Annotated in this window: 22 protein-coding genes; 15 read left to right on the forward strand and 7 right to left on the reverse strand. The window is 59.5% G+C overall.

What is annotated here, in order from left to right; all coding sequences use genetic code 11:
• Positions 1 to 45 precede the first annotated feature (45 nt).
• Positions 46 to 183: a hypothetical protein gene (locus tag AB0O97_RS01835; RefSeq protein WP_363879269.1), complete on the reverse strand. Its 138-nt coding sequence runs from the start codon at positions 181 to 183 to the stop codon at positions 46 to 48.
• Between the two features lie 160 nt (positions 184 to 343).
• On the opposite strand from AB0O97_RS01835, the gene AB0O97_RS01840 reads away from it, so the two are divergent.
• The gene (locus AB0O97_RS01840; RefSeq protein ID WP_363879271.1) at positions 344 to 793 is read left to right on the forward strand and encodes a hypothetical protein; all 450 of its coding nucleotides are present in this window, start codon (positions 344 to 346) and stop codon (positions 791 to 793) included.
• Here AB0O97_RS01840 and AB0O97_RS01845 read toward each other — a convergent pair.
• Complete coding sequence (locus AB0O97_RS01845; protein ID WP_363879274.1) at positions 790 to 1,029, reverse strand: hypothetical protein; 240 nt, start codon at positions 1,027 to 1,029, stop codon at positions 790 to 792. The genes AB0O97_RS01840 and AB0O97_RS01845 overlap by 4 nt on opposite strands.
• Before the next feature lie 363 nt (positions 1,030 to 1,392).
• On the opposite strand from AB0O97_RS01845, the gene AB0O97_RS01850 reads away from it, so the two are divergent.
• Positions 1,393 to 1,818, forward strand: a complete 426-nt coding sequence (locus AB0O97_RS01850) for a hypothetical protein (RefSeq protein WP_363879276.1) — start codon at positions 1,393 to 1,395, stop codon at positions 1,816 to 1,818.
• A 17-nt stretch (positions 1,819 to 1,835) separates the two neighbouring features.
• Positions 1,836 to 2,123, forward strand: coding sequence for a hypothetical protein (locus AB0O97_RS01855; RefSeq protein ID WP_363879278.1), 288 nt, complete (start codon positions 1,836 to 1,838; stop codon positions 2,121 to 2,123).
• A 48-nt stretch (positions 2,124 to 2,171) separates the two neighbouring features.
• Here AB0O97_RS01855 and AB0O97_RS01860 read toward each other — a convergent pair whose 3' ends face one another.
• Positions 2,172 to 2,561: a helix-turn-helix domain-containing protein gene (locus tag AB0O97_RS01860; protein ID WP_363879281.1), complete on the reverse strand. Its 390-nt coding sequence runs from the start codon at positions 2,559 to 2,561 to the stop codon at positions 2,172 to 2,174.
• Between the two features lie 205 nt (positions 2,562 to 2,766).
• Here AB0O97_RS01860 and AB0O97_RS01865 point away from each other — a divergent pair, with 205 nt between their 5' ends.
• Positions 2,767 to 4,473 carry a hypothetical protein gene (locus tag AB0O97_RS01865; protein ID WP_363879285.1) on the forward strand — a complete coding sequence of 569 codons (1,707 nt, stop codon included), beginning with the start codon at positions 2,767 to 2,769 and terminating at the stop codon, positions 4,471 to 4,473.
• A gap of 2 nt (positions 4,474 to 4,475) precedes the next feature.
• On the opposite strand, the gene AB0O97_RS01870 is transcribed toward AB0O97_RS01865, so the two are convergent.
• Positions 4,476 to 4,937 (reverse strand): hypothetical protein, encoded by a 462-nt coding sequence (locus AB0O97_RS01870; protein WP_363879288.1) that lies wholly within the window; start codon positions 4,935 to 4,937, stop codon positions 4,476 to 4,478.
• A gap of 468 nt (positions 4,938 to 5,405) precedes the next feature.
• Between AB0O97_RS01870 and AB0O97_RS01875 the strand changes: the two genes are divergently transcribed.
• The 3 genes from AB0O97_RS01875 to AB0O97_RS01885 all read left to right on the forward strand — a co-directional run bounded on the left by AB0O97_RS01875 (position 5,406) and on the right by AB0O97_RS01885 (position 9,199).
• Positions 5,406 to 5,759, forward strand: coding sequence for a zinc ribbon domain-containing protein YjdM (locus AB0O97_RS01875; protein ID WP_363844948.1), 354 nt, complete (start codon positions 5,406 to 5,408; stop codon positions 5,757 to 5,759).
• An 82-nt stretch (positions 5,760 to 5,841) separates the two neighbouring features.
• Positions 5,842 to 7,836 carry a DUF6541 family protein gene (locus AB0O97_RS01880; protein ID WP_363879291.1) on the forward strand — a complete coding sequence of 665 codons (1,995 nt, stop codon included), beginning with the start codon at positions 5,842 to 5,844 and terminating at the stop codon, positions 7,834 to 7,836.
• A 121-nt stretch (positions 7,837 to 7,957) separates the two neighbouring features.
• Positions 7,958 to 9,199, forward strand: a complete 1,242-nt coding sequence (locus AB0O97_RS01885) for a helix-turn-helix transcriptional regulator (protein WP_363879294.1) — start codon at positions 7,958 to 7,960, stop codon at positions 9,197 to 9,199.
• A gap of 168 nt (positions 9,200 to 9,367) precedes the next feature.
• Here AB0O97_RS01885 and AB0O97_RS01890 read toward each other — a convergent pair whose 3' ends face one another.
• Both AB0O97_RS01890 and purD read right to left on the reverse strand, forming a co-directional pair.
• Entirely contained in the window at positions 9,368 to 10,288 is a 921-nt protein-coding gene (locus AB0O97_RS01890; protein ID WP_363879297.1) for a phosphoribosylaminoimidazolesuccinocarboxamide synthase, read from the reverse strand.
• Positions 10,289 to 10,298: 10 nt separating this feature from the next.
• Entirely contained in the window at positions 10,299 to 11,591 is a 1,293-nt protein-coding gene (gene purD, locus AB0O97_RS01895) for a phosphoribosylamine--glycine ligase (protein ID WP_363879299.1), read from the reverse strand.
• 420 nt (positions 11,592 to 12,011) lie between these two features.
• Between purD and AB0O97_RS01900 the strand changes: the two genes are divergently transcribed.
• From AB0O97_RS01900 to purM, 7 genes are all read left to right on the forward strand, one after another.
• Entirely contained in the window at positions 12,012 to 14,489 is a 2,478-nt protein-coding gene (locus tag AB0O97_RS01900; protein ID WP_363879302.1) for a trypsin-like serine protease, read from the forward strand.
• Between the two features lie 112 nt (positions 14,490 to 14,601).
• On the forward strand, positions 14,602 to 15,141 hold the full coding sequence (locus AB0O97_RS01905; protein ID WP_363879305.1) for a hypothetical protein: 540 nt from the start codon (positions 14,602 to 14,604) through the stop codon (positions 15,139 to 15,141).
• Between the two features lie 34 nt (positions 15,142 to 15,175).
• Entirely contained in the window at positions 15,176 to 16,180 is a 1,005-nt protein-coding gene (locus AB0O97_RS01910; protein WP_363844972.1) for an asparaginase, read from the forward strand.
• A gap of 90 nt (positions 16,181 to 16,270) precedes the next feature.
• Positions 16,271 to 16,624 carry a sterol carrier family protein gene (locus AB0O97_RS01915; RefSeq protein WP_363844975.1) on the forward strand — a complete coding sequence of 118 codons (354 nt, stop codon included), beginning with the start codon at positions 16,271 to 16,273 and terminating at the stop codon, positions 16,622 to 16,624.
• Positions 16,625 to 16,678: 54 nt separating this feature from the next.
• Entirely contained in the window at positions 16,679 to 17,002 is a 324-nt protein-coding gene (locus tag AB0O97_RS01920) for a hypothetical protein (protein ID WP_363879308.1), read from the forward strand.
• A gap of 69 nt (positions 17,003 to 17,071) precedes the next feature.
• Positions 17,072 to 18,637, forward strand: a complete 1,566-nt coding sequence (gene purF, locus AB0O97_RS01925; RefSeq protein WP_363879311.1) for an amidophosphoribosyltransferase — start codon at positions 17,072 to 17,074, stop codon at positions 18,635 to 18,637.
• A gap of 23 nt (positions 18,638 to 18,660) precedes the next feature.
• Positions 18,661 to 19,809, forward strand: a complete 1,149-nt coding sequence (gene purM, locus AB0O97_RS01930; protein ID WP_363879314.1) for a phosphoribosylformylglycinamidine cyclo-ligase — start codon at positions 18,661 to 18,663, stop codon at positions 19,807 to 19,809.
• Positions 19,810 to 20,102: 293 nt separating this feature from the next.
• Here the strand turns inward: purM and AB0O97_RS01935 are convergent, their stop codons facing one another.
• Positions 20,103 to 20,330: a DUF3073 domain-containing protein gene (locus AB0O97_RS01935; protein WP_363844987.1), complete on the reverse strand. Its 228-nt coding sequence runs from the start codon at positions 20,328 to 20,330 to the stop codon at positions 20,103 to 20,105.
• Between the two features lie 325 nt (positions 20,331 to 20,655).
• Here AB0O97_RS01935 and AB0O97_RS01940 point away from each other — a divergent pair, with 325 nt between their 5' ends.
• Positions 20,656 to 22,599 (forward strand): hypothetical protein, encoded by a 1,944-nt coding sequence (locus AB0O97_RS01940; RefSeq protein ID WP_363879317.1) that lies wholly within the window; start codon positions 20,656 to 20,658, stop codon positions 22,597 to 22,599.
• Positions 22,600 to 22,607: the final 8 nt, after the last annotated feature.

Below are 22,607 nucleotides of genomic sequence, written 5' to 3' on the forward strand. Positions count from 1 at the left end.
CAAGCACCTCGGACATTCTTGTGCTTGCGTCCTCGGGGGAGTGGTTCATAGTGAGTAGCACCTATGCTGCGCATGACCTTCAAGGACTGCCTCGCCCAGCGCCAGCTCCTCATTGAGGAGTGGCATGATCGTGATGCAGTTGCCTTCGGTGACGTTTTGCTCCAAGGCCAGCATGACCTCCACGACTTCTATGCTCCAATCGAACCGTTCAGCGACGCCTACGCACAACTAATTCATAATTGTGCGTAGAACATGCCGCGGCTCACAAACACCGATTTCCTGAAGCCGTCACCAATTCTTGGAGCGGCTTTGGGAAGATGAGCATCTGAAAAGTCTCTACGGGATGTTGTTACCGCAGGAGCAATGGGATATCCATCAGTACTGCCAGATAATCAACACAGGCAACGATGCCAACATTGTTGAGACTCGAACAACGGTCAATCTTGGCGAAGAATCCTTACCGCAGTGTGCCGGGCGAGCGTACGCGAAGTTGTTTGATACTTTCCAGCAGATCGCGGTAGCCCTCTACGAGGACATTTCAACGCCCGAAGATGCCGTGCCGCGCATCGAGTCGATCGGTATTGAGTACCGCAAGCCCATGGCGCGTGGCCTCGCAACGGCCGGTCGCAAGCAGCGGAGAGTGACGCACCGTGTCCAAGCCATCATGAACCCGAAGTTTGATGTTCAAAGATATGCCGATGTGTTACTGATGCTGGCCGAGCATCACATGAACGAGGAGCGGAAAGCCGAAGGAAAGAAGCCCTTCAACTTCCCGATCCATCGGAAACCTTAACTCAACAGGTACTTCCGGATCGTCTTGTGATTCCGCCCTACCCGCCTCGCGATGGTCTTGAATCCGAGCCCCTCCGCATGTAGCTCTTTCCAGGTGAAGATCTCGTCCACAGTTGGGACTGCGACGCGTGAGCGAATTCCTGCCTCTGCAAGGTGCTTCATGATGGTGCCGCGATTGTGGCCGTACTTCTTCGCAAGCTCATACGCTGACATTCCGGCGTCGTAATCGGTGATCATGAGCCGAAGCTTCTCATCCGTGATTCGCGCAAAAGACCGTAGCGATCGTTGAGAATCCGCCACTTCTGGCACGACCAGAGCCTCTTTTAGTAGCCTCGACCCCTGCTGTAATTGTTCTGCATAGCAGGAGAACACCCCGACCAAGAAGATACCTTAGGACGCTTACTCGAACGAGTAGGCGTCCTTTTTCGTTCAAGTATCGATCGCAATGCCAAGCCATGCGACAAAGTTCGCAACACAGAACTTCGGTTCTTTTGCGAACATGCATTGACGTAGGGCTCTTGCCATACACACAACCTTGACCATAGGCTCACTCATGCGCGCTGTTGAACATTCTTTGTCCTATCCATAGAACGGAAAATCATGGGCTTCAAGGATTGGCTGAAACGAGACCTTGGTAAAGCCGACGAGATGATGTACTTCTACGATGTAGGTTGCGAGGTTGTCGGGGCACCCGCTGGTGGATGGTGGCGCAGCAGCCTAGCCGAACGAACGAGTCGTATTGCCATAGGTCGCAAAGAGGTGCAGAGGCGACAGTTGCTCGGTCAAAATGCCACAGAAAAAGCGCTCGGCTCAGCTTACCGTGAAGCGAAGGCTCAAAGAGGTCGAGACGTTCAATTCAAGCAAGATGGCATCACCGTCAAGGTAAAGAACGGCTACAGCAAAAAATTCGACCGATATACAACCGACATTATCTTGATCGACCCTGGACGCGTTGGAGAGCACCTCCACATAGTCCTCGATGAAGACGGTGGTGAAATTCATCAAGCCTGGACAGAGAATCATTAATCTGCATAATAAGATCAATGAGATCTACAGAAACATCAGCACAGGAATTGCGTGTAATAATAGTCGCACTTCTCGAGGAACTTCGCCTTCGTGAGATCTCTCTTGATGTCTTTTCTTCCGCTGTTACTCAGCTGAACTTCGACCCACGATTCAACGATGAGATATCTTATGTGGATCCAAATTTAGCCGAGATCATTGAGGATATTGCGCCGGACATCGAAGTTGAACCAGAGTTTGCAAACGAAAAACTCGAGCGCATTAGACACCTACTGATTGACCGACGAGCCGCGAAGAAAGAGTCATGAATTTCCTTGATTGGTCTGTGCAATGTGAAACAAGCACGAAGGACGAATCTAGCGACTCGAAGTAGTGAGCAGAAACTTACGGGCCGTGTCGTAGCTGCAGCCAACGCGCTTGGCGATGTCGCGGATGATGAGACCCTGCTGACGGAGACGCAGAATCTCATGCTCCTTCTCGGGCGTGAGAATGCGGCTCCTAACTTCAACACCCTGCTCAGCCAACAAGCGCAGCAGAGTGGATTTAGCGATGTCGTGCTCTTTGGCCAAATCGGTGGAGTACTCGCCGGCTTGGTAGCGGGTGACAATGGCGGTGAGTTCATCCGGCGTGAAGCGATCGGCGATGCGGTAGCGCTGGGAGCGGCGATTAGACGTGGCTGGTCTGGCCTGAATCTTCCCTGTTCTGAGGTGATCTAGGGCAATGCGAACGGTGGACAGTTGGTTCAATTTGTGGCCGTACTGCCTGGAGTACTGTGCCAGGACCCCGACCAATTGACACCTAAGAACGCTTATTCGAAAGAGTAGGCGTCTTTTTTGATCTGATTTAAAGACTTGTCAGGTAAAGCTGATGCCGAATAGCATTGCCAGATCTCGCCTTGACCAGCAGCAGCTTCCTGTCACAATGAGACATAACTTAAGGGGAAAACATAGTATGGCAGAGGCTAGTGAAAGACTTCTATTCGAGCACTTGGGAGAAAATGCCCTATCTTATGTGCTGGCTGTAGATAAAGAGAACCTTCGCCTACGGTTCGAAGACGCAGCGAGTCATAGGCTCAATGAAGTTCAAGAATCGTTGTTGGCTCAGATGGTCATGCTCGACGAGCAGATGAGCGGCTGGCAAGAAGGTCGGAGCACTACTGGCGAGTGGACGTCGAGGCTCACTAATCGCCCAGACGATGGTAGAGAAATCTCGCTTGGCAATCTAATCCGGCTGACCGCTGGCGGATCTATAGCAGCCATTCCAGAAGGACTCCAGCCAGTCGAATCAATTCTTTTGCACATCGCTCTTGAGTGCTATCCAGGAATGCTCGTAAAAGAATCGGATGACCCTTTCGATCGTCGAATAGGCTTACCGATCTCACTTTTCAGAAATCCACTTAATAGTGCTTTCCAGGAGCTAGTACTGGCGGATTCAGATCTGAAGCGTCTAATGACAACTGAGTCTGAATCAAGTGGCAAAGGCGGCAGCACACTTCGAAGCACCGGCCAGGGAGGAAGTCACCAACTCTGGACACTAGCCGAGACGATCGTGAAGTCAGGCTGGACGCTGGCGCTCTTGGACTCCACCCAACCAACACCTGAATCGTTTATAGATGGCGTCCTTAGATCCATAGCGACCATTCGCCTTGCGATTCGCGGCAAGGAAGCAAACATTCCAGCCAGGATTGGCCTGACAGGTGTCTTGCTGCCCGAAAATACGAACGAGATTGAATTGGGCTGGGCTAAGGTCCGCAGGGCCGACGAGCGTGACACCCACTTTATTAAGCAGACATCACTAGAAGGTCAACTCACGACTACCACCCAACAGGGTGAGACTGTTGTAATCAACTACAGCGGTGACCTTGTCGTTGAGCTGAATATTCCTTACGCGATTCAGATTGGCGAGCTAGATATTCAAACGCCGTGGCCTGAGGAGATGAAGACCGGCTACCAAGCTATCGAAAATGCCGTAGAGAATCTTCGACTAGGGCTACTTCTGGCGTTCCCCGACCAACGTGTAGTGCTTCACACCAGTTGGCAAGTGATGATAGATCCCATGTCTCAGCATCATGGTGCTGGATGGGCGGATCTACAGCGAGCAGTCGGCCTCATGCCGACGCAGCTTTCCGCCACACGGGTTGATACATGGAAGAACTGGTCGAGCAAAATCGCCAAGCACCGTACGCCACCAATTGGTGTTGCCATCCGGCGAATGCTCGCAGCCGTGGCCGAGCGCCGGACTTCAGAAGATGTACTCGTTGATGCTGTGATCGTTTGGGAAAACTTGTTCGGAGCGCGAACCGAAACGACGCTTCGAGTAACGAGCTCGCTCGCATGGCTACTAGGCGACTCCGCGGATGACCGCAAGCAGCGACAAAAAGACTACAAGAAGTTGTATTCCCTGCGGAGCGATGTGGTTCATGGGGCTGCAGTCGTGAACCAGCAAAAGCTACAGACTGGCTCAATGGAGGCTGTTGACATCTCTATCAATGCGCTTAGGGCAGTCTTTGGTGAGCGACCGAGCCTCCTCGAGATCAAATCGAGCGAGGATCGAAGCCTGGAGATGCTTCACTCGGGGCCTCAGCCGAAGGTTCCGGCTTCCACAACTGATGGCGTGGAGTTGGACGCAGTGACTACTGCCGACAAATCCGACGACTAGCTTCATGGGGCTGTTAGTAGGAACTTCCTCGCGGTGTCATAGCTGCAGCCGACCCGCTTGGCAATGTCGCGGATGATGATGCCTTGCTGGCGGAGCCGTAGGATCTCACGCTCCTTCTCAGGCGTGAGGCCCCGACTCCGAATTTCAGCACCTTGCTCGGCCAGCAAGCGCAGCAGCGTAGATTTGGCGATGCCATGCTCTTTGGCGAGATCGGTAGAGTACTCGCCAGCTTGGTAACGACTCGCAATGGCAGCCAGTTCCTCACGCGAAAAGCGATCGGCGATGCGGTAGCGCTGGGAGTGGCGGTCGGTTGAGGAGGGCCGAGCTTGGATCTTCCCGACTTTGAGGCGTTCCAGGGCCATGCGAACGGCAGCTAGCTGATCCAGTTTGTGGTTTGCCTGCCTGGAATACTGTGCCAGGACCCCGACCAAAACAGAAAAACAGTGGCATCCATTGGATGTCACTGTTTTTGTTTAACTAGTGTTAGCAGCGCCGGGCAGTTTCGGGGTTAGCGGGTTAGCGGCCAAAATGTGTGTACAGCCCGGGCGCGTCAGTGGCTTCTTCCGATCGCCATCTTCGAGTCGCCATATCTGGCCCCTAAAATGCGATTAAACGGGCCATATATGGCGACTCGAGTGCGGGGGTTAGTGGGTTAGCGCAGCCACCATTGCCTATTGCCTATCAATCAATGCTCAACAACCTGAGTTCAACTACCAGAACTGCTCCACCGGCGGCACACCCATACTGCTCCGCATTACGATCCGGGCAGCGAACTCTTCAACCACGGACTCTTCACCACGGACTGGCACGCGACAGCAGCATTCGCAGAAGAATGTGGCGAGCAAGAATGTGGTGAGGGCGGGTCAAGGCTATGAGCTAGCAGGGCGCTGGACTCGAAGTGGACAATTCCCGCAACGGCTAAGATGGACATCATGAGCGACACACTTTCCCCGTGCCCCGTATGCAACTGCGAGTACACCTATGAAATGGGTGAACTTTTGGTGTGCCCTGAATGCGCGCACGAATGGTCCCCCGCTGAAGAAAGCGAATCCGCAGCCGAAGAAGAGACCGTGGTCAAGGACGCTGTGGGCAACGTACTCTCCGACGGCGACACCGTCAGCATCGTCAAGACCATGAAGGTCAAGGGCAGCCCCCAGGATCTAAAGATTGGCACTAAGGTCCGTAACATCCGCCTCATCACCCCGGTCAACGGCCACGACATCGATGCCAAGGTTGACGGCTTTGGGCCCATGAAGCTCAAATCCAGCATCGTCAAAAAGGTTTGAGCCTCTCCCAACAGGCTGTCATGGCGTTTGGAGCACACACGGCTCTTATGGCAAACACGGTGCCTGATGCAAGGAACGCTGGGTGACGTCTTGGATTGAGGCGGTGCCCGCATTCGTCGTGGCCTTGCTGATTCTTGCCTTGCCCGGGGCAGCCGTTTTGGCTGCTCTGCGGATTCGTGGACTCATGGCCCTGTGCTTGGCCCCTACCGTATCCGTCTCGGTCCTAGCCGTAAGCGCCATAGTGGCGCCGCTGATCAACCTGCGCTGGGGAATTCCTGTTGTTCTGGTAGGAACGGCCGTTGCCACCGCTGCGGCATGGGTTGCCCGCCGGTTCATTCCGGCGCTGAACTCTATCGAGGCGGTGTCCGGGGCACGCTCCCGTGTTGGGCTCAGCGCCGGCGCGATCGGCGCTTTGACGGCTCTGTCCATCACCACCCTGTTGTTATTGCTGGTAGCCCGCACGCCGGAGCAGTTCACCCAGGGCTACGACACTGTGTTCCACCTGAATGCGTCAGCGAATGCCGTCGACACCGGGAATGCGTCCTCCTTTGCTATTTCCAGTTTCATCCTGCCCACCGTCAAATCCTCGTTCTACCCTGGCGCGTGGCACGGCTTGGTGAGTTTGCTGGCTATCGTGACCGGCATCAGTGTCCCGGCGGCAACTAACTTGATGTGGCTGGCAGTGGCCGCGCTGGTGTGGCCACTGAGCGCCATGTTCCTCACCCGTGTGCTCTTTGGCGCACGGCCGTTGTTGCTGGTCAGTGCAGCAGCGTTGGCTGCGGCTTTCCCGGCTTTTCCGTGGTTGTTGCTGCAATATGGTTCCGCTTACCCCAACTCGCTGTCCAACGCACTGGTGCCAGTGGGAATCGGGCTGGTGTTATTGGTCCTGCGCCCGGCCAAGCACCACGGTTTGGAACCGGTTCAGGCGCTGACCGTGGTTGCGCTGTTTCTGCCTGGCGCGGTCACCGCACAGCCCAATGGAGTGTTCAGTATCTTGCTGGTACTCACTCCCCTGCTGGGCTATCTGATCTATGCCTGGTTGCGCACCGGTTTTAGTCGCAGCCACCTCCATGGCTGGGTTCGTGTGGCACTGTTGGTCTGTGCTCTCGGCGTTGCCGCGGCAGCTTTGTATACGCTGCCGCAAATCCGCAGCCTCTTCTCCTACACCAGCCCCGCATTCCTGTTCTTCCCGCTGGCACTGATCCGCAACTTCACCCACGCACCTGCCCCCATCTGGTTCCCGGCGCTGGCTTTGACCGCCCTAGTTCTAATCGGAGTTCGTGCCGGGTTCCGACGTCCCGGCCTGCGTTGGCTTCCGGCCGCGTTGGTCCTGTTGGTATTCACCTACCCCTTAACAGCGGGCACCAACTTTGTCCCGGCTAACATTGCCATGGCGCCTTGGTGGGACAACCCGGAACGTGTTGCTGCGCTGATGCCCCTACTGGCCGTGCCACTGGCCGCCTTGGGGCTTGTCCAAGCGATGGATTGGTTAGGCAGTAAAGCCAAGTCACGCAATCTTTCGCCTGCCCTGCTCCAGCGCAAGGGAAACGTAGCCGCGGCGGCGGGCCTCGTCGTCGTACTTGCCCTCAGTAATCCCGGGCTCTGGCAGATGAAGGGGCAGGTGGGCATCATGTTTGAGGTCCCGGCAGAGCCCAACGGTCTAGCCCAGATCGACGCGCAGGAACTGGCGTTGATCCACCGGCTGCCCAACTACACCTCCGTCGATGACGTCATTGCCAACAACCCGTACAACGGTTCGGCGCTGGCCATGGCGCTGGCGGGTCGGCAGATGTTGTTCCCCTACAGCTCGCAGGGGGATCTGAATGAGGATTTGTACACCCTGCGCTTCTGGCTCAACCGAGTGGGCAGCGATCCAGACGTGTGCGCTGCGGCCAAACGGCAGGGTGTGACTTACCTGCTGGACTTTGGCACCGACTATATTCCGGCCTTCAATGACCCCCGTTCGTTGTACCCGGGCATCACCTTGGCAGCAGATTCGGACGCCTTCACCCTCGTAGCCAATGAGGGGCATGCCAAGCTCTACAAGCTCACAACGTGTGGGGGCATACGCCTTTAGGACAACATCTTGGGAATTTGACAACTTTTGTCACATTACCAGCGACTATTCCGGACCAAACCAATAGAGTTGAGCCAGCGCAAGATGACCGGCAACTGGGCAAGCAAGTGAGGGAACCTCTATGGGAAGCAGTTTTGGTGATCGGCTCAAACAAGAGCGGCTAGCAAGACACTTAACACAGGCAGAGCTGGGCGGGGATCTGTACTCCGCCAGCTACGTTTCGTTACTGGAAAACGCCCACCGTGAGCCGACTGTTGACATCATTAAACAGTTGGCTAAGCAGCTCCAGCTGGCTCCGTCGTCCATTGCGGACTGGGTCGAAGGCGCCACAGCTGAGGGAAGCGGGTGCCTGCGGCTGTCGCTGTACGCACAACAGTGCTGGGACACCCGCGACTATCTGGGCGCAGCCACCAATGCAAAGGCCGCCGCGGAGCTGGCACAGCCTGCCAAGGACCAAGTTACGTGGTGGAATATGACCTTCTTGGCTGCGAACTCTCTGCTGCGCCACGGCGACAATGCCGAAGCCACCAAGGTGTTGGAGTTATTACTGAAGCATCCTCTCACCCTTGAAAGCGACGCCCTCTCTCTCCGCGCCCAACAGGTTATGGCAGCAGCCATGTTGGCCCAGGGTAGCCTGCAGCAATCGATCGAACATGGAATCCAGGCCGTCAGCATCGGCTCCGGTGACAGCGCGGAAGAGTTTAGTGCCTACCTCATGGCGCTGCAGACGCTCATCGGCAGCCTCACCGAAGCGGGCCGGCTCGACGAGGCCTGGACCCACACCACGGCCCTGGCCGAGGCCGTCACCGATTCGACGCCGGCCCAAATGGCGGGTGAAATCCACTGGGTTATTGGCAATGTAGCCTTCATCCGAAAGGATGTCCGCACAGGTCTAGAACACCATGCCAAGGCTGGCCAGCTACTCTCGCCGGCCACAGATCTCTCCCGTTGGGCCCAGTTCAACAAGGCGACGGCTTGGGTGCGGCTCATGGCTGGTGTGGTGGAACCCGCTACCCTGCAGGCCATTGAGCGCAGCGAACTAGCTCACTCAGTAGTGGGCGCAACACCAGCTGAAACCCTGGAAGTGTCACTGTTGCGCGCCCGCTGGCACTATCTCAATCATGAACTACCACTAGCCCTAGAGCTGCTGGAAAAGATCGAGGGGCAAAAGGACCAGCTGGCTCCACACATCGCCGGCGATTCTGCCCTGCTGTTGGGCAATGCCCTGGAAGCTGCCGATCGTAACCAAGAAGCGTTCACAGCCTATTCCAACGCCCAAGAACGCTACACCGTATCCGGAGCATTGGACCGGGCTGCCGTGGCGCAGGATTGCTTGGCAGCATTGGGTTCCTCTGGCCACTAGCAGCGGGCTTGTCTAGTCTCGACCGGCTTGTCCCAGCATGCATGTCGGGGCAGGCAGGCGAAGCTTAAACGAATCTGAGCTGTTGAAAGTGGCGCCCACGCCATCTTCAACAGCTCAGATTCGTTATTGGAGTCTTTTGCTCGGTTGCTTTTACTTTTTGCCGTGCGACTACACGAAAGTAGTGCCCGTCAGGCGTTCAAAGGCCTCCACATAGCGTGCGCGGGTACGCTCCACGACATCGGCGGGCAGAGCCGGCGGCGGGGTGTCCGAGGCGCGGTCCCAGCCGGATGCCGGGCTAGCCAACCAGTCCCGCACGTACTGTTTGTCAAAGCTAGGTTGCGCCTGCCCCGGCGCCCAGAGCTCTGCGTCCCAGAAACGGGAGGAATCCGGGGTCAGGACCTCATCGCCGAGCGTGATGACGCCAGTGGCGGGATCGGTGCCGAACTCCACCTTGGTGTCGGCCAAGATGATGCCCCGTTCGCGGGCAATTTCTTCGGCTCGTGAGTAGATTTCCAAGGTCAGCGTGCGCAGTGCCTCTGCGGAGTGCTCGCCGACCGTGCCGACCATCTGCGCAAAGCTGATGTTTTCATCGTGCTCGCCAACTTCAGCCTTTGCCGAGGGCGTGAAGATTGCCGATTCCAGACGTGATCCGTCTTCCAGACCGGTCGGCAGCGGCAGGCTGCACACCGTCTGCGAGGCCCGGTATTCAATGAGTCCAGAACCCGTCAGGTAGCCACGGGCGATGCACTCGATGGGGAACATTTCTAGCTTCTTGCAGACCATGGCCCGGCCAGCCACGGCCGCGGGGACACCGTCTTCCACCGTGGTGGCAACCAAGTGGTTGGGCACGTTGAGCTGCTCGAACCACCAGAGACTGAGGCCGGTCAGGATACGGCCCTTGTCCGGAATCTCGGTTCTCAGAATGTGGTCGTAAGCGCTGATCCGGTCACTGGCAACAACCAGAACCACATCATTGCGGCCTGCGAACGGGCCACCCGTGGAGGCTGGCTGGTAGAGGTCCCGAACCTTGCCGGAGTAGAGGTGCGTCCAGCCGGGCAGGGCGGGGGCTGCGGGAATTGCTGAAGTCATTAATACAGTCCTATGCCTGTGCAGGGTTCGTGGTCACGGTAATTTCTCCGCGGGCAGCCTTGGCCGCAATATCCTTGCGGTACTGGCCGCCTTCCAATGAAATTTCTTCAATGCCGGCGTAAGCCTTTTCACGGGCGTCTTCTAGATCCACGCCCAAGCCCACCACGGCGAGGACTCGACCGCCCGCGCTGACGGTATTGCCGGCGTCGTCCGTTCCCGTGCCCGCATGCAGCACGTGTACGCCGTCGAGCCTATTTGCCTTCTTCAAGCCACGGATCTTATCGCCGGTACGGGGAGACTCGGGGTAGTTTTCGCTGGCAAGTACGACGGCGACCGCGGTCTCGGGTGCCCACCGCAGCTCATCGATCTCATCCAGTTGGCCCTTGGCTGCCGCCATGAGTACCCCGCCCAGTGGGGTCTTTAGACGGGCCAGCACGGCTTGCGTCTCCGGGTCACCGAAGCGGGCGTTGAATTCAATGACGCGGGTGCCGCGACTGGTCAGGGCCAGTCCGCAGTACAGGACGCCGGTGAAGGGTGTGCCGCGGTGGGCCATCGCGTCAATCGTGGGCTGAGCCACCCGGTCAATGACTTCCTGGACCAGCCCGGCGGGGGCCCATTCCAGCGGGGAGTACGCGCCCATGCCGCCGGTGTTGGGGCCTTCGTCGCCGTCGAAAATGCGCTTGAAATCTTGGGCGGGCGCCAGAGGCACCACGGTGCGGCCGTCGGCCAGAACAAAGAGGGACACTTCGGGGCCATCAAGGAATTCCTCGATGACAACTGTGCCGCCCACGTCAAAGCAGGACTGGGCGTGGGCCAAGGCTTCGTCGCGATCATTGGTGACCACCACGCCCTTGCCGGCTGCGAGGCCGTCGTCCTTGACAACGTAAGGTGCCCCGAAGGTGTCGAGCGCGTCGGCGGCTTCCTTGGCATTGACGGCGACCTTGGCCATGGCCGTGGGAACTTCGGCTTCTGCCATGACGATCTTCGCGAATGCCTTGGAAGCTTCAAGCTGTGCGGCTTCCTTGCTGGGTCCAAAGACCGGGATGCCTGCGGCGCGCACAGCGTCGGATACACCTGCGGCCAAGGGAGCCTCGGGTCCTATAACCACCAGATCGCTTTCTAACTTCAGCGCCAAGGCTGCCACGGCAGCAGGATCACTGGCGTTGATCTCATGGGTAGGTACGATGGCCGCGATCCCGGCGTTGCCAGGTGCTGCGTGCACTTCACTGACGTTGGGGTCGCTGAGCAACGAGCGGACAATGGCATGTTCGCGGCCTCCGGGGCCAATCACTAAAACCTTCACACCTCTAGGGTACTTGGCTTGAGCACCGGGGCCGCATGTTGCGGGAGTTCTGTCCACACACAGCCGGGCCACGCAGGCACAGGACAGCAGCAGCCGCAATCAGAAACCAGCCACAGGCGCCTCGGGAGGGCAACCGCTCACCGTAACAATTCAACTCGCTTTTGTGCACAAAGTGCACAGAATCCGCAGCGAAATAACATACACAGTCGCTCATCCGTGTCAATGGGCAGCTCTCCCATCCCCGCCAATTCAGAGATGCAGGGCAGTTTGTGAAGGTCGGCCGTCATTTACCTTGCCAGCTATTACTCCAATTGATAGCTTTACGGTTGGGTTGGGCTGTTCACTCGCAGCAGACACTGGCGCCTTCAGGTACCTTCAACCCATCAGGACTTTTCATCTTCTTCAGGGGGAACCACTTACATGCAAGCATCCACGCGCGCCTTCATCAAGCGCGGAGGTGCGGCCTGCGCCGCAGCTGCCGTCCTGTTGGGCGGCAGCTTCACTGTCGCCACAGCAGCACCTTCGAACGAGCTGGCGCCCGCACCGGCCGTCAGTGTCGAAGCCACTCTGCCCGCGACGTCCGAAACTCCAGCCGCTTCTTCCAGCGCAATACCGCTGCCTGAGGGCCTCGCTGAAGCTGTAGAACGTGATCTCAACTTGAGCGTTGAGGAGTTCAACGCCCAAGGTGAATTGGCAGCCAAGGCAGCCGATGTACAGACCGAAGTTGCCAAGGCTGACCCGTCAGCCGTTGTCTCCATCGCTGGCGACACCATCAAGGTCCAGGCTTCCCCCGCCTCAGCAGCAGTTGAAGCAGCCAAAACGGCTGCTGGCAGCTCCAAGGTAGTTGTTACAGCAGCCCCCGCAGCTCCGCTGTCCGCCCCGGCAAGCGTTGACGCCCTGTTCGCTGACTACGTCTCCACATTCGGCTCGACAAAGCTGGAGTCGATTATGCTCAATGGAAACGGCGAATTCGTCATCCGCACCGGTGATCCGGCCACGGCCAGTTCTGCAAACGTCGGCTCGGCCATGAAGACCCATGTATTTTCGGCAGCTGCTGCCCCTTCGGTCAGCGACTTCGCTGCCAAGTACGGCAATGTGAAGGTCGAGGCCGCCTCCGGCCCGGCCACCGCATACGCGACTGATGTGACAAACGGCCAAGGCTACGCCGCCGCCAACGCCGACTTCTCGAAGGGCGGGATCTGCAGCACCGGATGGAACGGCTTCAACGAAAAGGGCGACCCAGCCATAGTCTCCGCGGGTCATTGCACCCTTGACGGCGCAGTGACGGATACATACTTGATGGATCCAGAAACGGCACCAGCCGTCACCAAGGACAAGGATTCCGGTGTCTTACTGAACCCCGTGGTCACCGTAGGAACCTTCGGTTTCTCACAATTCGGTGGACTCGGCAATAGTCCCGCCACCGGCACGCAAACAAATCCGGGAAACATTGGCACCGATGTTTCTGTCATTGATGGCATCAACCCGGACCTGAACCAGATCGCCGTGGCGACTGATTGGGCTACCCCCACTGATCTCGGCGCCAGCGGAGCTAAGGTGGACCGCGTGTCCACAGCCATTGTGGGGGCCCCCATCTGCAAGTCCGGCCGCACCACTGGCTGGACCTGCGGCAATGTTGACGCAGTTGGGGTCTTCCTCGTTGGCGGTATCCCGGACTCTTCAAACAATGCCACGGACCGCGCAGTCCGTGGCTTCGGCTCGACGACAATGAAAAGCGACCAAGGAGACTCCGGCGGACCCGTCATTTCAGGCAATGACGCGGTTGGTATCACCAGCGCCGGCACCAAAGATGGACTTTGGTCCTACACCGCCGATCTGAAGACGGCTCTGGACGCCACTTCTGGCTACAGCGTGAAAATCTTCTTGGAGACGCCCGTAGTCACCACCACCGATCCTGTTTACCGCGAAGGCGCCGTCACGGGCACCGTTTCTGGCGCTCCTGCTGGCACCACAGTGACCGTCATCATCGACGGCGTAAGCACTGCGGCTCCCGTCGGCGCCGACGGCAAGTGGACCGCGAAGGCCCCGAACAAGTTCGGCACCTTCTCCGTCACCGCACAGACCAAGAACGGCTTCAGCACCTCGGAGACCACAGAGGCTTCCATTGAGGTCATCAAGGAAACCCTGGCTGTTCCGGCCATCACAGCACCCGCGAACGATGGCATTGTTGCAGCCCCCGTCACGGTCATCACCGGCACCGGCAAGGCTGGCGCCACGGTTGAGTTGACCGGCGACGTCACCGGAACCGCAGTAGTCGGCACCGATGGCAAGTGGTCCTTCACAGTCACACCGGGCCTGGAAGTTGGCCCGTACACGGTCACTGCCAAGCAGACGTTGACCGACTGGAACGACTCCACCAACACCACCAGCAAGTTCACAGTTGTTCCAGCCGCCCCGGCAGTCACCTCGCCGAGCAACGGTCAGGAATTCGCCTTCGATCAGGGCCCTACTGCAATCTCAGGCACCAACATTGCAGGCGCAACACTCACGGTCACCCTCAACGGCAAGGCCCAGACGGTCACTGTTGTTGACGGCACTTGGAGTGTGGCTCTGGACGCCAAGCTGGCTACCGGTAAATACACGCTCACCGCAGTGCAGGCCGTTGACGGCGTAGATTCGCTGACCACCACCTCAGCGTTCACCGTTCTGGCCGAACCGAAGCCGGAACCGACCACTCCCCCGGTCACGGAGGAGCCCACCACACCGGCTCCTTCCAGCCCAGCTCCGAGCAAGGCCCCGAGCCAGGCACCGACCGACAACGACCTGGCTAACACCGGTGCATCCAGCTCAATGCTGGTGCTTGGTGGAGCCGGTGGCTTGTTGCTCCTGGCCGGATCGGTCTTCTTGCTGATCCGCCGCCGCAACACCGCAGCCTAGGCACCACTCGGACAGTAGGCTGTCATGTATTGACGGACCCACTCGGGTACGAACATAAGTAGTGGGTCCCGTTCACTTTGAACGGGACCCACTGCCGTTATACGGAGACACTATGAACAACAGGAAAATCACGTCAATCGTCCTCGCAGCCACCATGGCAGGAGCCCTCGGCATGAGTGCATGCAAGCCCGCCCAAGATCCTGAAACACCGGCATCCAGCCAGGCAGCCAGCCAGCCCGCCACTGTCGAAGAAACCAACAACCTGTTACAGCTCAACGATTCCCTGCGGACCGAGCTCGGTGACGCATACTCTGACTCCTGGATCGAGGGAGCCCAACTGCACGTTGCCGTGACCACCGAATCTGCCGCCGCCACCGTAAAGGCAGCCGGCGCAACTGCCCACCTCGTCACCTTGGACGCGGCCCAACTGGAGACAGCCCTGCAAGCTGTCATGACCTGGCGCAGTTCGCTTCCCGCGGACCAGGGCGCCGCTATCCACAAGGTCATCCCCGATGGCCGTACCGGAACGGTGACCGTTTTTGTTGCCCCCGACCAGCTCGACGCCGTCGCCCAGGCTGCCGCCGCCAGCAAGCCTGCCGGGGACGTACCGTTGCTCTTCAAGGAATCTGCCGGACTTGCCTCGCCACTGTAGCCCCGGCCGCGGTTTCGCTCGATAAGATGACACCATGATCCATACTTTCCGGGCGGACGACGCCGTAGAACTTGCCGTCCTCGAACGCAGCGGCTTCGTAGAGTCCCGGCATATAGGTTCGGCAGTTGTTCTGGCCGGCGATGGCTCAGTCGTCACGGCCTTGGGCGATATTAGCGCCCCCATTTACCCGCGCTCGGCTTCCAAGCCCTTCCAAGCCTTGGCTGCCATGCAGTCGGGCGTGCCCTTACGTGGCGCGCAGGTGGCCGTGGCAGCAGGCAGCCACACTGGTTCTTTGGAACATATGGATGTGGTCGAGGGGATGCTCAAGGCCGCCGGTCTCACTGAAGCTAATCTGGGCTGCCCGGCCGATTGGCCCAGCGATCCCGAAGCCCGAGCCTGGCTGGTTCGCTCTGAGCGCGGCAAGTCCAAGCTGGCCATGAATTGCTCCGGCAAGCATGCAGCGTTTCTGTGGGCCTGCAAGGAAAACAGCTGGGATCTTGACGGCTATCTTGAGCCCAACCACCCCATGCAACGGGCCGTGCGGACAACTCTGGAGGAGTACACCGGCGAATCGGTGCACCACACCGGAACCGATGGCTGCGGCGCCCCCGTCATGGCTGTGACCCTGACCGGACTCGCAAGGGCTTTCACCACCTTGGCCAAGGCTCCGTCAGATAAGAACGCCAACGCCCGGGCCGCCACCATCGCCACCTCCATGCTGGACTATCCGTGGGCCGTGGAAGGCCACGGCCGCCCCAACACCGTAGTGATGGACGAACTCGGCGTCCTAGCCAAGCTGGGTGCCGAAGGAGTCCTCGCCATGGCAGCCCCCACGGGAGCCAGCGTTGCCGTCAAGATCCTCGATGGCAACGGCCGCGCCGCAACCCTTGTCGGCCTGACATTGCTGGCAGCCAGCGGCGCCTTGGATATTCCGGCCGTGGCCGAAGTCCTTGGCAAAGTGGTGCCACCCGTTCTGGGTGGTAGCCACCGCGCCGGCAGCCTGCGCCTCGGCCAGGCCGTCAGCGCCCTGCTGAACTGACCCACGCGGTGGACCACCAGCTTCGTCCCTGACCCACCCAACCCGGCCATCCGGCGTCGAACATCCCCAACAAAAACTTCAGGAGCATCCATGGCCGCCCGCCGACGCATCGACCTCGCTGAGGGAAGCGCCGCACTAGCCGCCTGGCGCGGCGGGGAGCGGGCCCGGCCCGTGACCGCCATGGCCGTGCGTTATTCCTTGGAAGAATTGGCCGCGCGCGCACCCGGCAACTCCGTGGAAGTGCGCGTGCCACCCTTCGGCGTGACCCAGTGCATCGCCGGCCCGCGCCACACCCGCGGCACCCCACCCAATGTGGTGGAGTGCGACGCCGGAACCTGGCTCGCGCTGGTGACCGGCACCTTGGACTGGGCGGACGCCGTCGAACGCGGTGTTGTGGCTGCCTCAGGATTGCGGGCGGATCTCTCCGCCGAACTGCCCCTCTAGCGAACTTTTTTGAGGTTCGCAGGGGCACCAAGCTGGGCCGGGTACCCTTGAAGGATGACTTCCCAGCCTGAAACCACTGCCGGAGAGCCCCGCAAACTCAAAGTGCGCCGCGCCCCGAAGTACGTCCCCTTCATGATCGCCGGAGCCTTGGCGGGCGTTGTGACGGCGGCAATTTTCACCTTCCTGGCCCCGCCCAGTGAGGAATTTACGACCTCCACGATCTTCGGCTTCTTCACGGTGTTGCTGCTGATCCCCGGAGTCAGTCTCGGCTCCATAGCAGCCCTGATTTTGGACCGGCAGAGCCTGCGCCGCAGCAAGACCCTCGTGGTCCAGCCCCTCCCGGATGACAACAGCAACGCCGAGGCTGAGACCGCATAACGCTCCCCCGCGCATAACTTAGATCACAGTAGGTTCGGTGTGCCAGTCATTACATGAGATAATTTTCTCGTGGCACGCGGAGACGGAAAACTATCCCATGATCTTTTACCCGGCGAAAAGGGACCTCAGGACGCATGTGGCGTTCTGGGCATCTGGGCACCCGGTGAAGAGGTTGCAAAACTAACCTATTACGGGCTGTATTCACTACAGCACCGTGGGCAGGAATCTGCTGGCATCGCAACGAGCGACGGCAAGCGGATCAGTGTGTATAAGGACATGGGACTCGTATCCCAGGTCTTTGACGAACCCACACTGAACACCCTGACCGGACACATGGCTGTGGGCCATTGTCGATACTCCACCACAGGTGCGGCCAATTGGGCTAACGCTCAGCCGACCCTGGGGGCAACTGGCAGCGGCACTGTCGCTCTGGCGCACAATGGCAACTTGACCAACTCCGCTGAACTGCACGAGATGGTGATTGCCCAGTATGGCGTTCCCACTGCAGGTGAAATGGCTCAAGGAAACACCACCGACACTGCGCTGGTCACCACCTTGCTGCGCGGCAAAGAAGGCAGCTCTCTTGAAGAGACCGCCATGGAATTGCTGCCCAAGATCCACGGCGCGTTTAGCTTTGTCTTCATGGACGAGCACACCCTGTACGCGGCTCGCGATCCGCACGGCGTCCGCCCGCTAGTGCTGGGACGCCTCGAAAGTGGTTGGGTAGTGGCCTCCGAGGATGCCGCCCTCAACACCATTGGCGCCTCGCTGATCCGTGAAATCGAACCCGGTGAATTCATCGCCATCGATGAAGACGGCGTCCGCACCCAGCGCTTCGCCCCGGCAACTCCTGCCGGCTGCGTTTTCGAGTACGTGTACCTGGCTCGCCCGGATGCCACCATTGCCGGCCGCTCCGTGTACGAATCTCGCGTGGAAATGGGCCGCCAGCTGGCGCGCGAAAGCCACTACGACGCTGACCTGGTCATCCCGGTTCCGGAATCCGGCACCCCGGCAGCCATTGGTTACGCCGAAGAATCCGGCATCCCCTTCGCTCACGGCTTTGTGAAGAACGCCTACGTTGGCCGTACCTTTATCCAGCCCAGCGATACTTTGCGCAAGCTCGGCATCAAGCTCAAGCTCAGCGCCCTTGAATCCGTCATTCGCGGCAAGCGCATTGTGGTGGTGGATGATTCAATCGTCCGCGGCAACACCCAGCGCGCAGTAGTGCGCATGCTCAAGGAAGCCGGCGCCGCCGAGGTCCACGTGAAGATCTCCTCACCGCCCGTACGCTGGCCATGCTTCTACGGCATCGACTTCGCCTCACGTGCGGAATTGATCGCCAACGGTGCTGCCGTTGACGAGATCGCCAAGTCCATTGGCGCCGATTCCCTGGAGTACATCTCCGAAGACGGCATGATTGATGCCACCTTGCAGCCGCGCGAGCGCCTCTGCACCGCCTGCTTCACGGGCACTTACCCGATTGAACTTCCCAGCAGTGACCGTTTGGGCAAGAACTTGCTCGAGCGCACCGCCCCGGGGAACGCCACCCCTTCCACCGGCTGCGATCCGGGACCTGATTCGGAACTCGAAACTGTCCTAACCGATCAAGACCGTACCGCCGCCACCGGTTCCTAAAGCATTCGCAGAAAAGAGACGCCATGACCAACGCCTCCAACGAGTCAGCCCCCCAGGGAATCACATACGCCAGCGCAGGTGTCGACACCGAAGCGGGCGACCTCGCCGTTGAGCTGATGAAGGAAGCCGTCAAGGCCACCCACGGCCCGTCCGTGGTTGGCGGTTTCGGCGGATTCGCCGGGCTGTACGACGTGTCCAGGCTGCTGACCTACAAGAAGCCGTACCTGGCCACCTCCACCGATGGCGTGGGTACCAAGGTCGCCATCGCGCAGGCCATGGACATCCACGACACCATTGGTTACGACCTCGTGGGCATGGTTGTCGATGACATCGTGGTGGTTGGCGCCGAGCCGCTGTTCATGACGGATTACATCGCCACCGGCAAGGTTGTCCCCCAGCGCGTAGCCGACATTGTTCGCGGCATTGCCGGCGCCTGCAAGGTTGCCGGAACCGCCTTGGTGGGTGGCGAGACTGCCGAGCACCCCGGCCTGCTAGCTCCTGACGAGTACGACGTCGCAGGTGCTTGCACGGGTGTCGTCGAGGCTGATTTGCTGCTCGGTCCAGAACGAGTGCGCGAGGGTGATGTCATCATCGGCATGGCTTCTTCGGGTCTGCACTCCAACGGGTACTCACTGGTTCGCCGCGTTATCAACCACGCAGGCTGGGCACTGGAGCGTCAGGTCTCTGAACTCGGCCGCACCTTGGGCGAGGAACTATTGGAGCCCACCCGTGTGTACGCCGCAGATTGCCTAGATCTGACCCGCTACCTGCCTGTCACGCAGGAAAAGGCCGTTCATGGTTTCAGCCACATCACCGGAGGCGGTTTGGCTGCCAACCTGGCACGCGTGCTGCCGCAGGGCCTCATTGGCACGGTTGACCGCTCCACATGGAGCCTGCCTGCCATCTTCAACCTGGTTTCACAGCTGGGCAACGTGCCGTTGGCCGATCTGGAGCGCACACTGAACCTCGGCGTGGGCATGGTGGCAGTGGTTTCCGCTGACGCTGCCGACGACGCCATTGCTCGCTTGAACTCTCGCGGCCTGCCGTCCTGGGCCATGGGTACTGTCACTCGTGAAGCCTCCGACTCGGACAAGACCGGTTCTGATTACACCCAGGGCGCCAAGGGCGTCGACGGTGGCGCAGTTCGCCTGGTGGGCGACTACGCTTCCTAAGCTTCACATCACGTTTCGAAAAGGGACGGCGTTGGCGTAAAAAGACGGTGTTAGACGGCCGTCTTTTCCCGCAAGCGCCGTCCCTTTTGCATCCCCGGGCCGGTTAGGTGCGGTGGACCCCACGGCGAGGAACGAGCCTGTGACTCACCGGGTGGGCCCACAGCGGCGAGGGTCCCCGACCGAGGAACGAGGTTGGGGAGCCGCTGGGGAACAACAGAATCCCCACACGTCACTTCAGCTAATTTGCTCAAGAATCGTGCAGGGTTTGTTGCGTTTCGTTCTGTCAGACGGTCCTAGCCAATACGGCGGGAGTCCACGTCGTCGTCCTCAAACTGATCCGCGTACTTGTCTTCGTACGCCGAATAGTCCGGCTCTGCCGGAATTTCGCTGTGATGGCTCGGGGCTCGCCGAGTAGTTCCACCGAGCTCTTTCTGCAGAGCTGAATAGTCAGTGTTCGGGGAGTAGTACTTAATGTCCCGAGCCTGCTTGGTTGCCTTCGCCTTTTGACGGCCGCGCCCCATGGCGTGACCCCCTTTTACACTTGGACCGGAGGTGGTCGCTCGGGCTAAGAGCGAGGCTCCGGAATATTCGGTCAATTTGTCGTAGTCCTAGATTACATTAGTTCTGGACCACCTGCGTGCCATCATGGGTTGTTCTGCCCATAGCCAAACACCGCATTAGCCTCGTGGACGAGGCTTTATTCGGTAGAGTCACGTGTAGGCGGAGCAATTTTCCGCGAGACTGGGGTGTCTGGGTACTCGTCTAAACGACTATTAACACCGGGCGATTCCAGCTCACACTCTAGATTTTGTGCCATTCAGGACGCAGCACGGAAGGTTTGCCCCCATGAACGAGAGCAGTAACGCCAAAGACCAAGGCGCTCAACAAGGCCCTCCAACTGGTGGGCATCCTCAGCCCCCGGCGCAAGACCCCGCAGAAGGTTTCTCCGGCTCAGACTACGAATTTGCCGAACCCCAGCTAGGTGCCGCGGAAATCAGCGAAGACGTAGCGGAGAGCGTCGACCTCCAAGCCGCTGCAGCTGAAGCCGCACGCGTGGAGCATGAAGCCGAACTGGCGGCCCAGGGCGTTTCCGCCAGCTTCAGCGAGCCCGCCCCAGCTTCTCCGAACTCGTCTGCCGCATCCGAGCCTATTGCACCGGAGTTCGATGTTTCTGACTCCGTCGATTCGGGGCCTGCTGCATCCGATGCGCCCCAGACTGTTGACGCCGAGCCTGTTGACTGGGATAGCGCTACTACGGTCTTGCGCACAGATTTCAGCCAGCCTCCGGTGGCCAACAACCCTTGGTCGCAGCCGGCAGAATCCGCCAACGAGTCTGCCGCCAACGAGCCTGCCGTTGCCCCAGAGCTGCCAGACACGCCGCCTTCAGCACCCTTCAGCTTTGAACCCCCGGCACAGCCCCCGGCAGCCCCCGCGGAACAGCCGTCCTACCAGCCGTCCTACGGTGGAATGACTTCACAAGTACCAGGCAACGCTAGTGAAAGCAGCCCTACGGAAAACAGTGCTACTGACAGCGGTTCCTCCGAAGGATCCATGCTTGGCGGCACCTTGTCGGATGCCGCCGCCGCGCCAGCCCTGGGCGCCCCTCATACAGTGGGCCCAGGTATCGATGACGGTCACGGCTGGCGCCGCCCGGAAACCCAGTGGCAGCAATCAGCAACTCCGTGGCAGCCCAAGGCCGGGGCTTGGCAGTCTCCTGCTCAAATTGCGCGTGGGAAGGCCGATGCAGCAACCGCTGCGGCTGCTTCAGCTCAATCCACACCTGAGACTCCACTGAACGCTGCTGCCTCCGAGGGTCAGCAGACCCCCTACGGTCAGGCTCCTGCGGCTCCCGCGTCGGATGCACCCTACGGTCAGGCTCCTGGCGCCGGTACGCAAAACCCGAATGCTCAACCCGCAGCAGCCCAGGCTCCCTATGGTGCCCCCATGCAGCACGGCGCTCCAGCGTTTGGCGGGCCTTCTTCCTCAGGTTCCTCGGGCTCGAACTCCGCACCCGGAGTGCCGCCCATCCCCGGCCAATACGGCGGCCCGCAAGGCCCCGGTGGTTACGGCCAATTCGGCGGCCCCCAAGGACCCGGTGGTTACGGCGGTGGTCCCGGTGGCCCGCAAGGCCCCGGTGGTTACGGCGGCGGCCCCCAAGGTCCCGGTCAGTTCGGTGGACCTCAGGGTCCCGGCGGCTCGCAGGGAGGTGGAAACAAGAAATTGTTCATCGTTCTCGGCGCTGCTCTCGTAGGAGTTCTCCTGCTGGGCTTGTTTGTGTGGCTGTTGATTGGTCTTGTCTTCAACAGCGGCTCCAACAACTCGGAATCTACGCAAACTGCCTCCCAGTCGCAGGAGCAGACCACAGATCCGGGAGAAACCGCTGATCCTAGTACTGACACCACAACAGGTGCCCTCTCCGACGCGGATGTGATCTTGGCCAACGTTTCTCCGCTGAAGTGGCTGGAAGGCGACTGCCTGCGAGATTTCAAAACCGCTTCCGCACCGGCTGACGTAGTCTTTTGCAATAGCCCCCATGACGCTCAGTTGGTAGGTGCCTTCTACTTCGATGATTCCGATGAGTTCCCTGGCATCGAAGCACTCAAGGCTAAAGCCTCTGAGGTCTGTGACAACGTCACACTGACCACGGAAGCCGCCAGCATTAAGACGCTGACCCAGTCGACGGCATACCCGACCGAAAACACGTGGAATAACTCAAATGACCGCCGTGTCGATTGCCTGGTCCGCGACACCCGTGGCGGCAACCCCTTGGACATCTCCCTCACCGAGTAGCCAAGGGC

It is taken from the genome of Specibacter sp. NPDC078692, from assembly GCF_040686835.1.
Classification (GTDB): domain Bacteria; phylum Actinomycetota; class Actinomycetes; order Actinomycetales; family Micrococcaceae; genus Specibacter.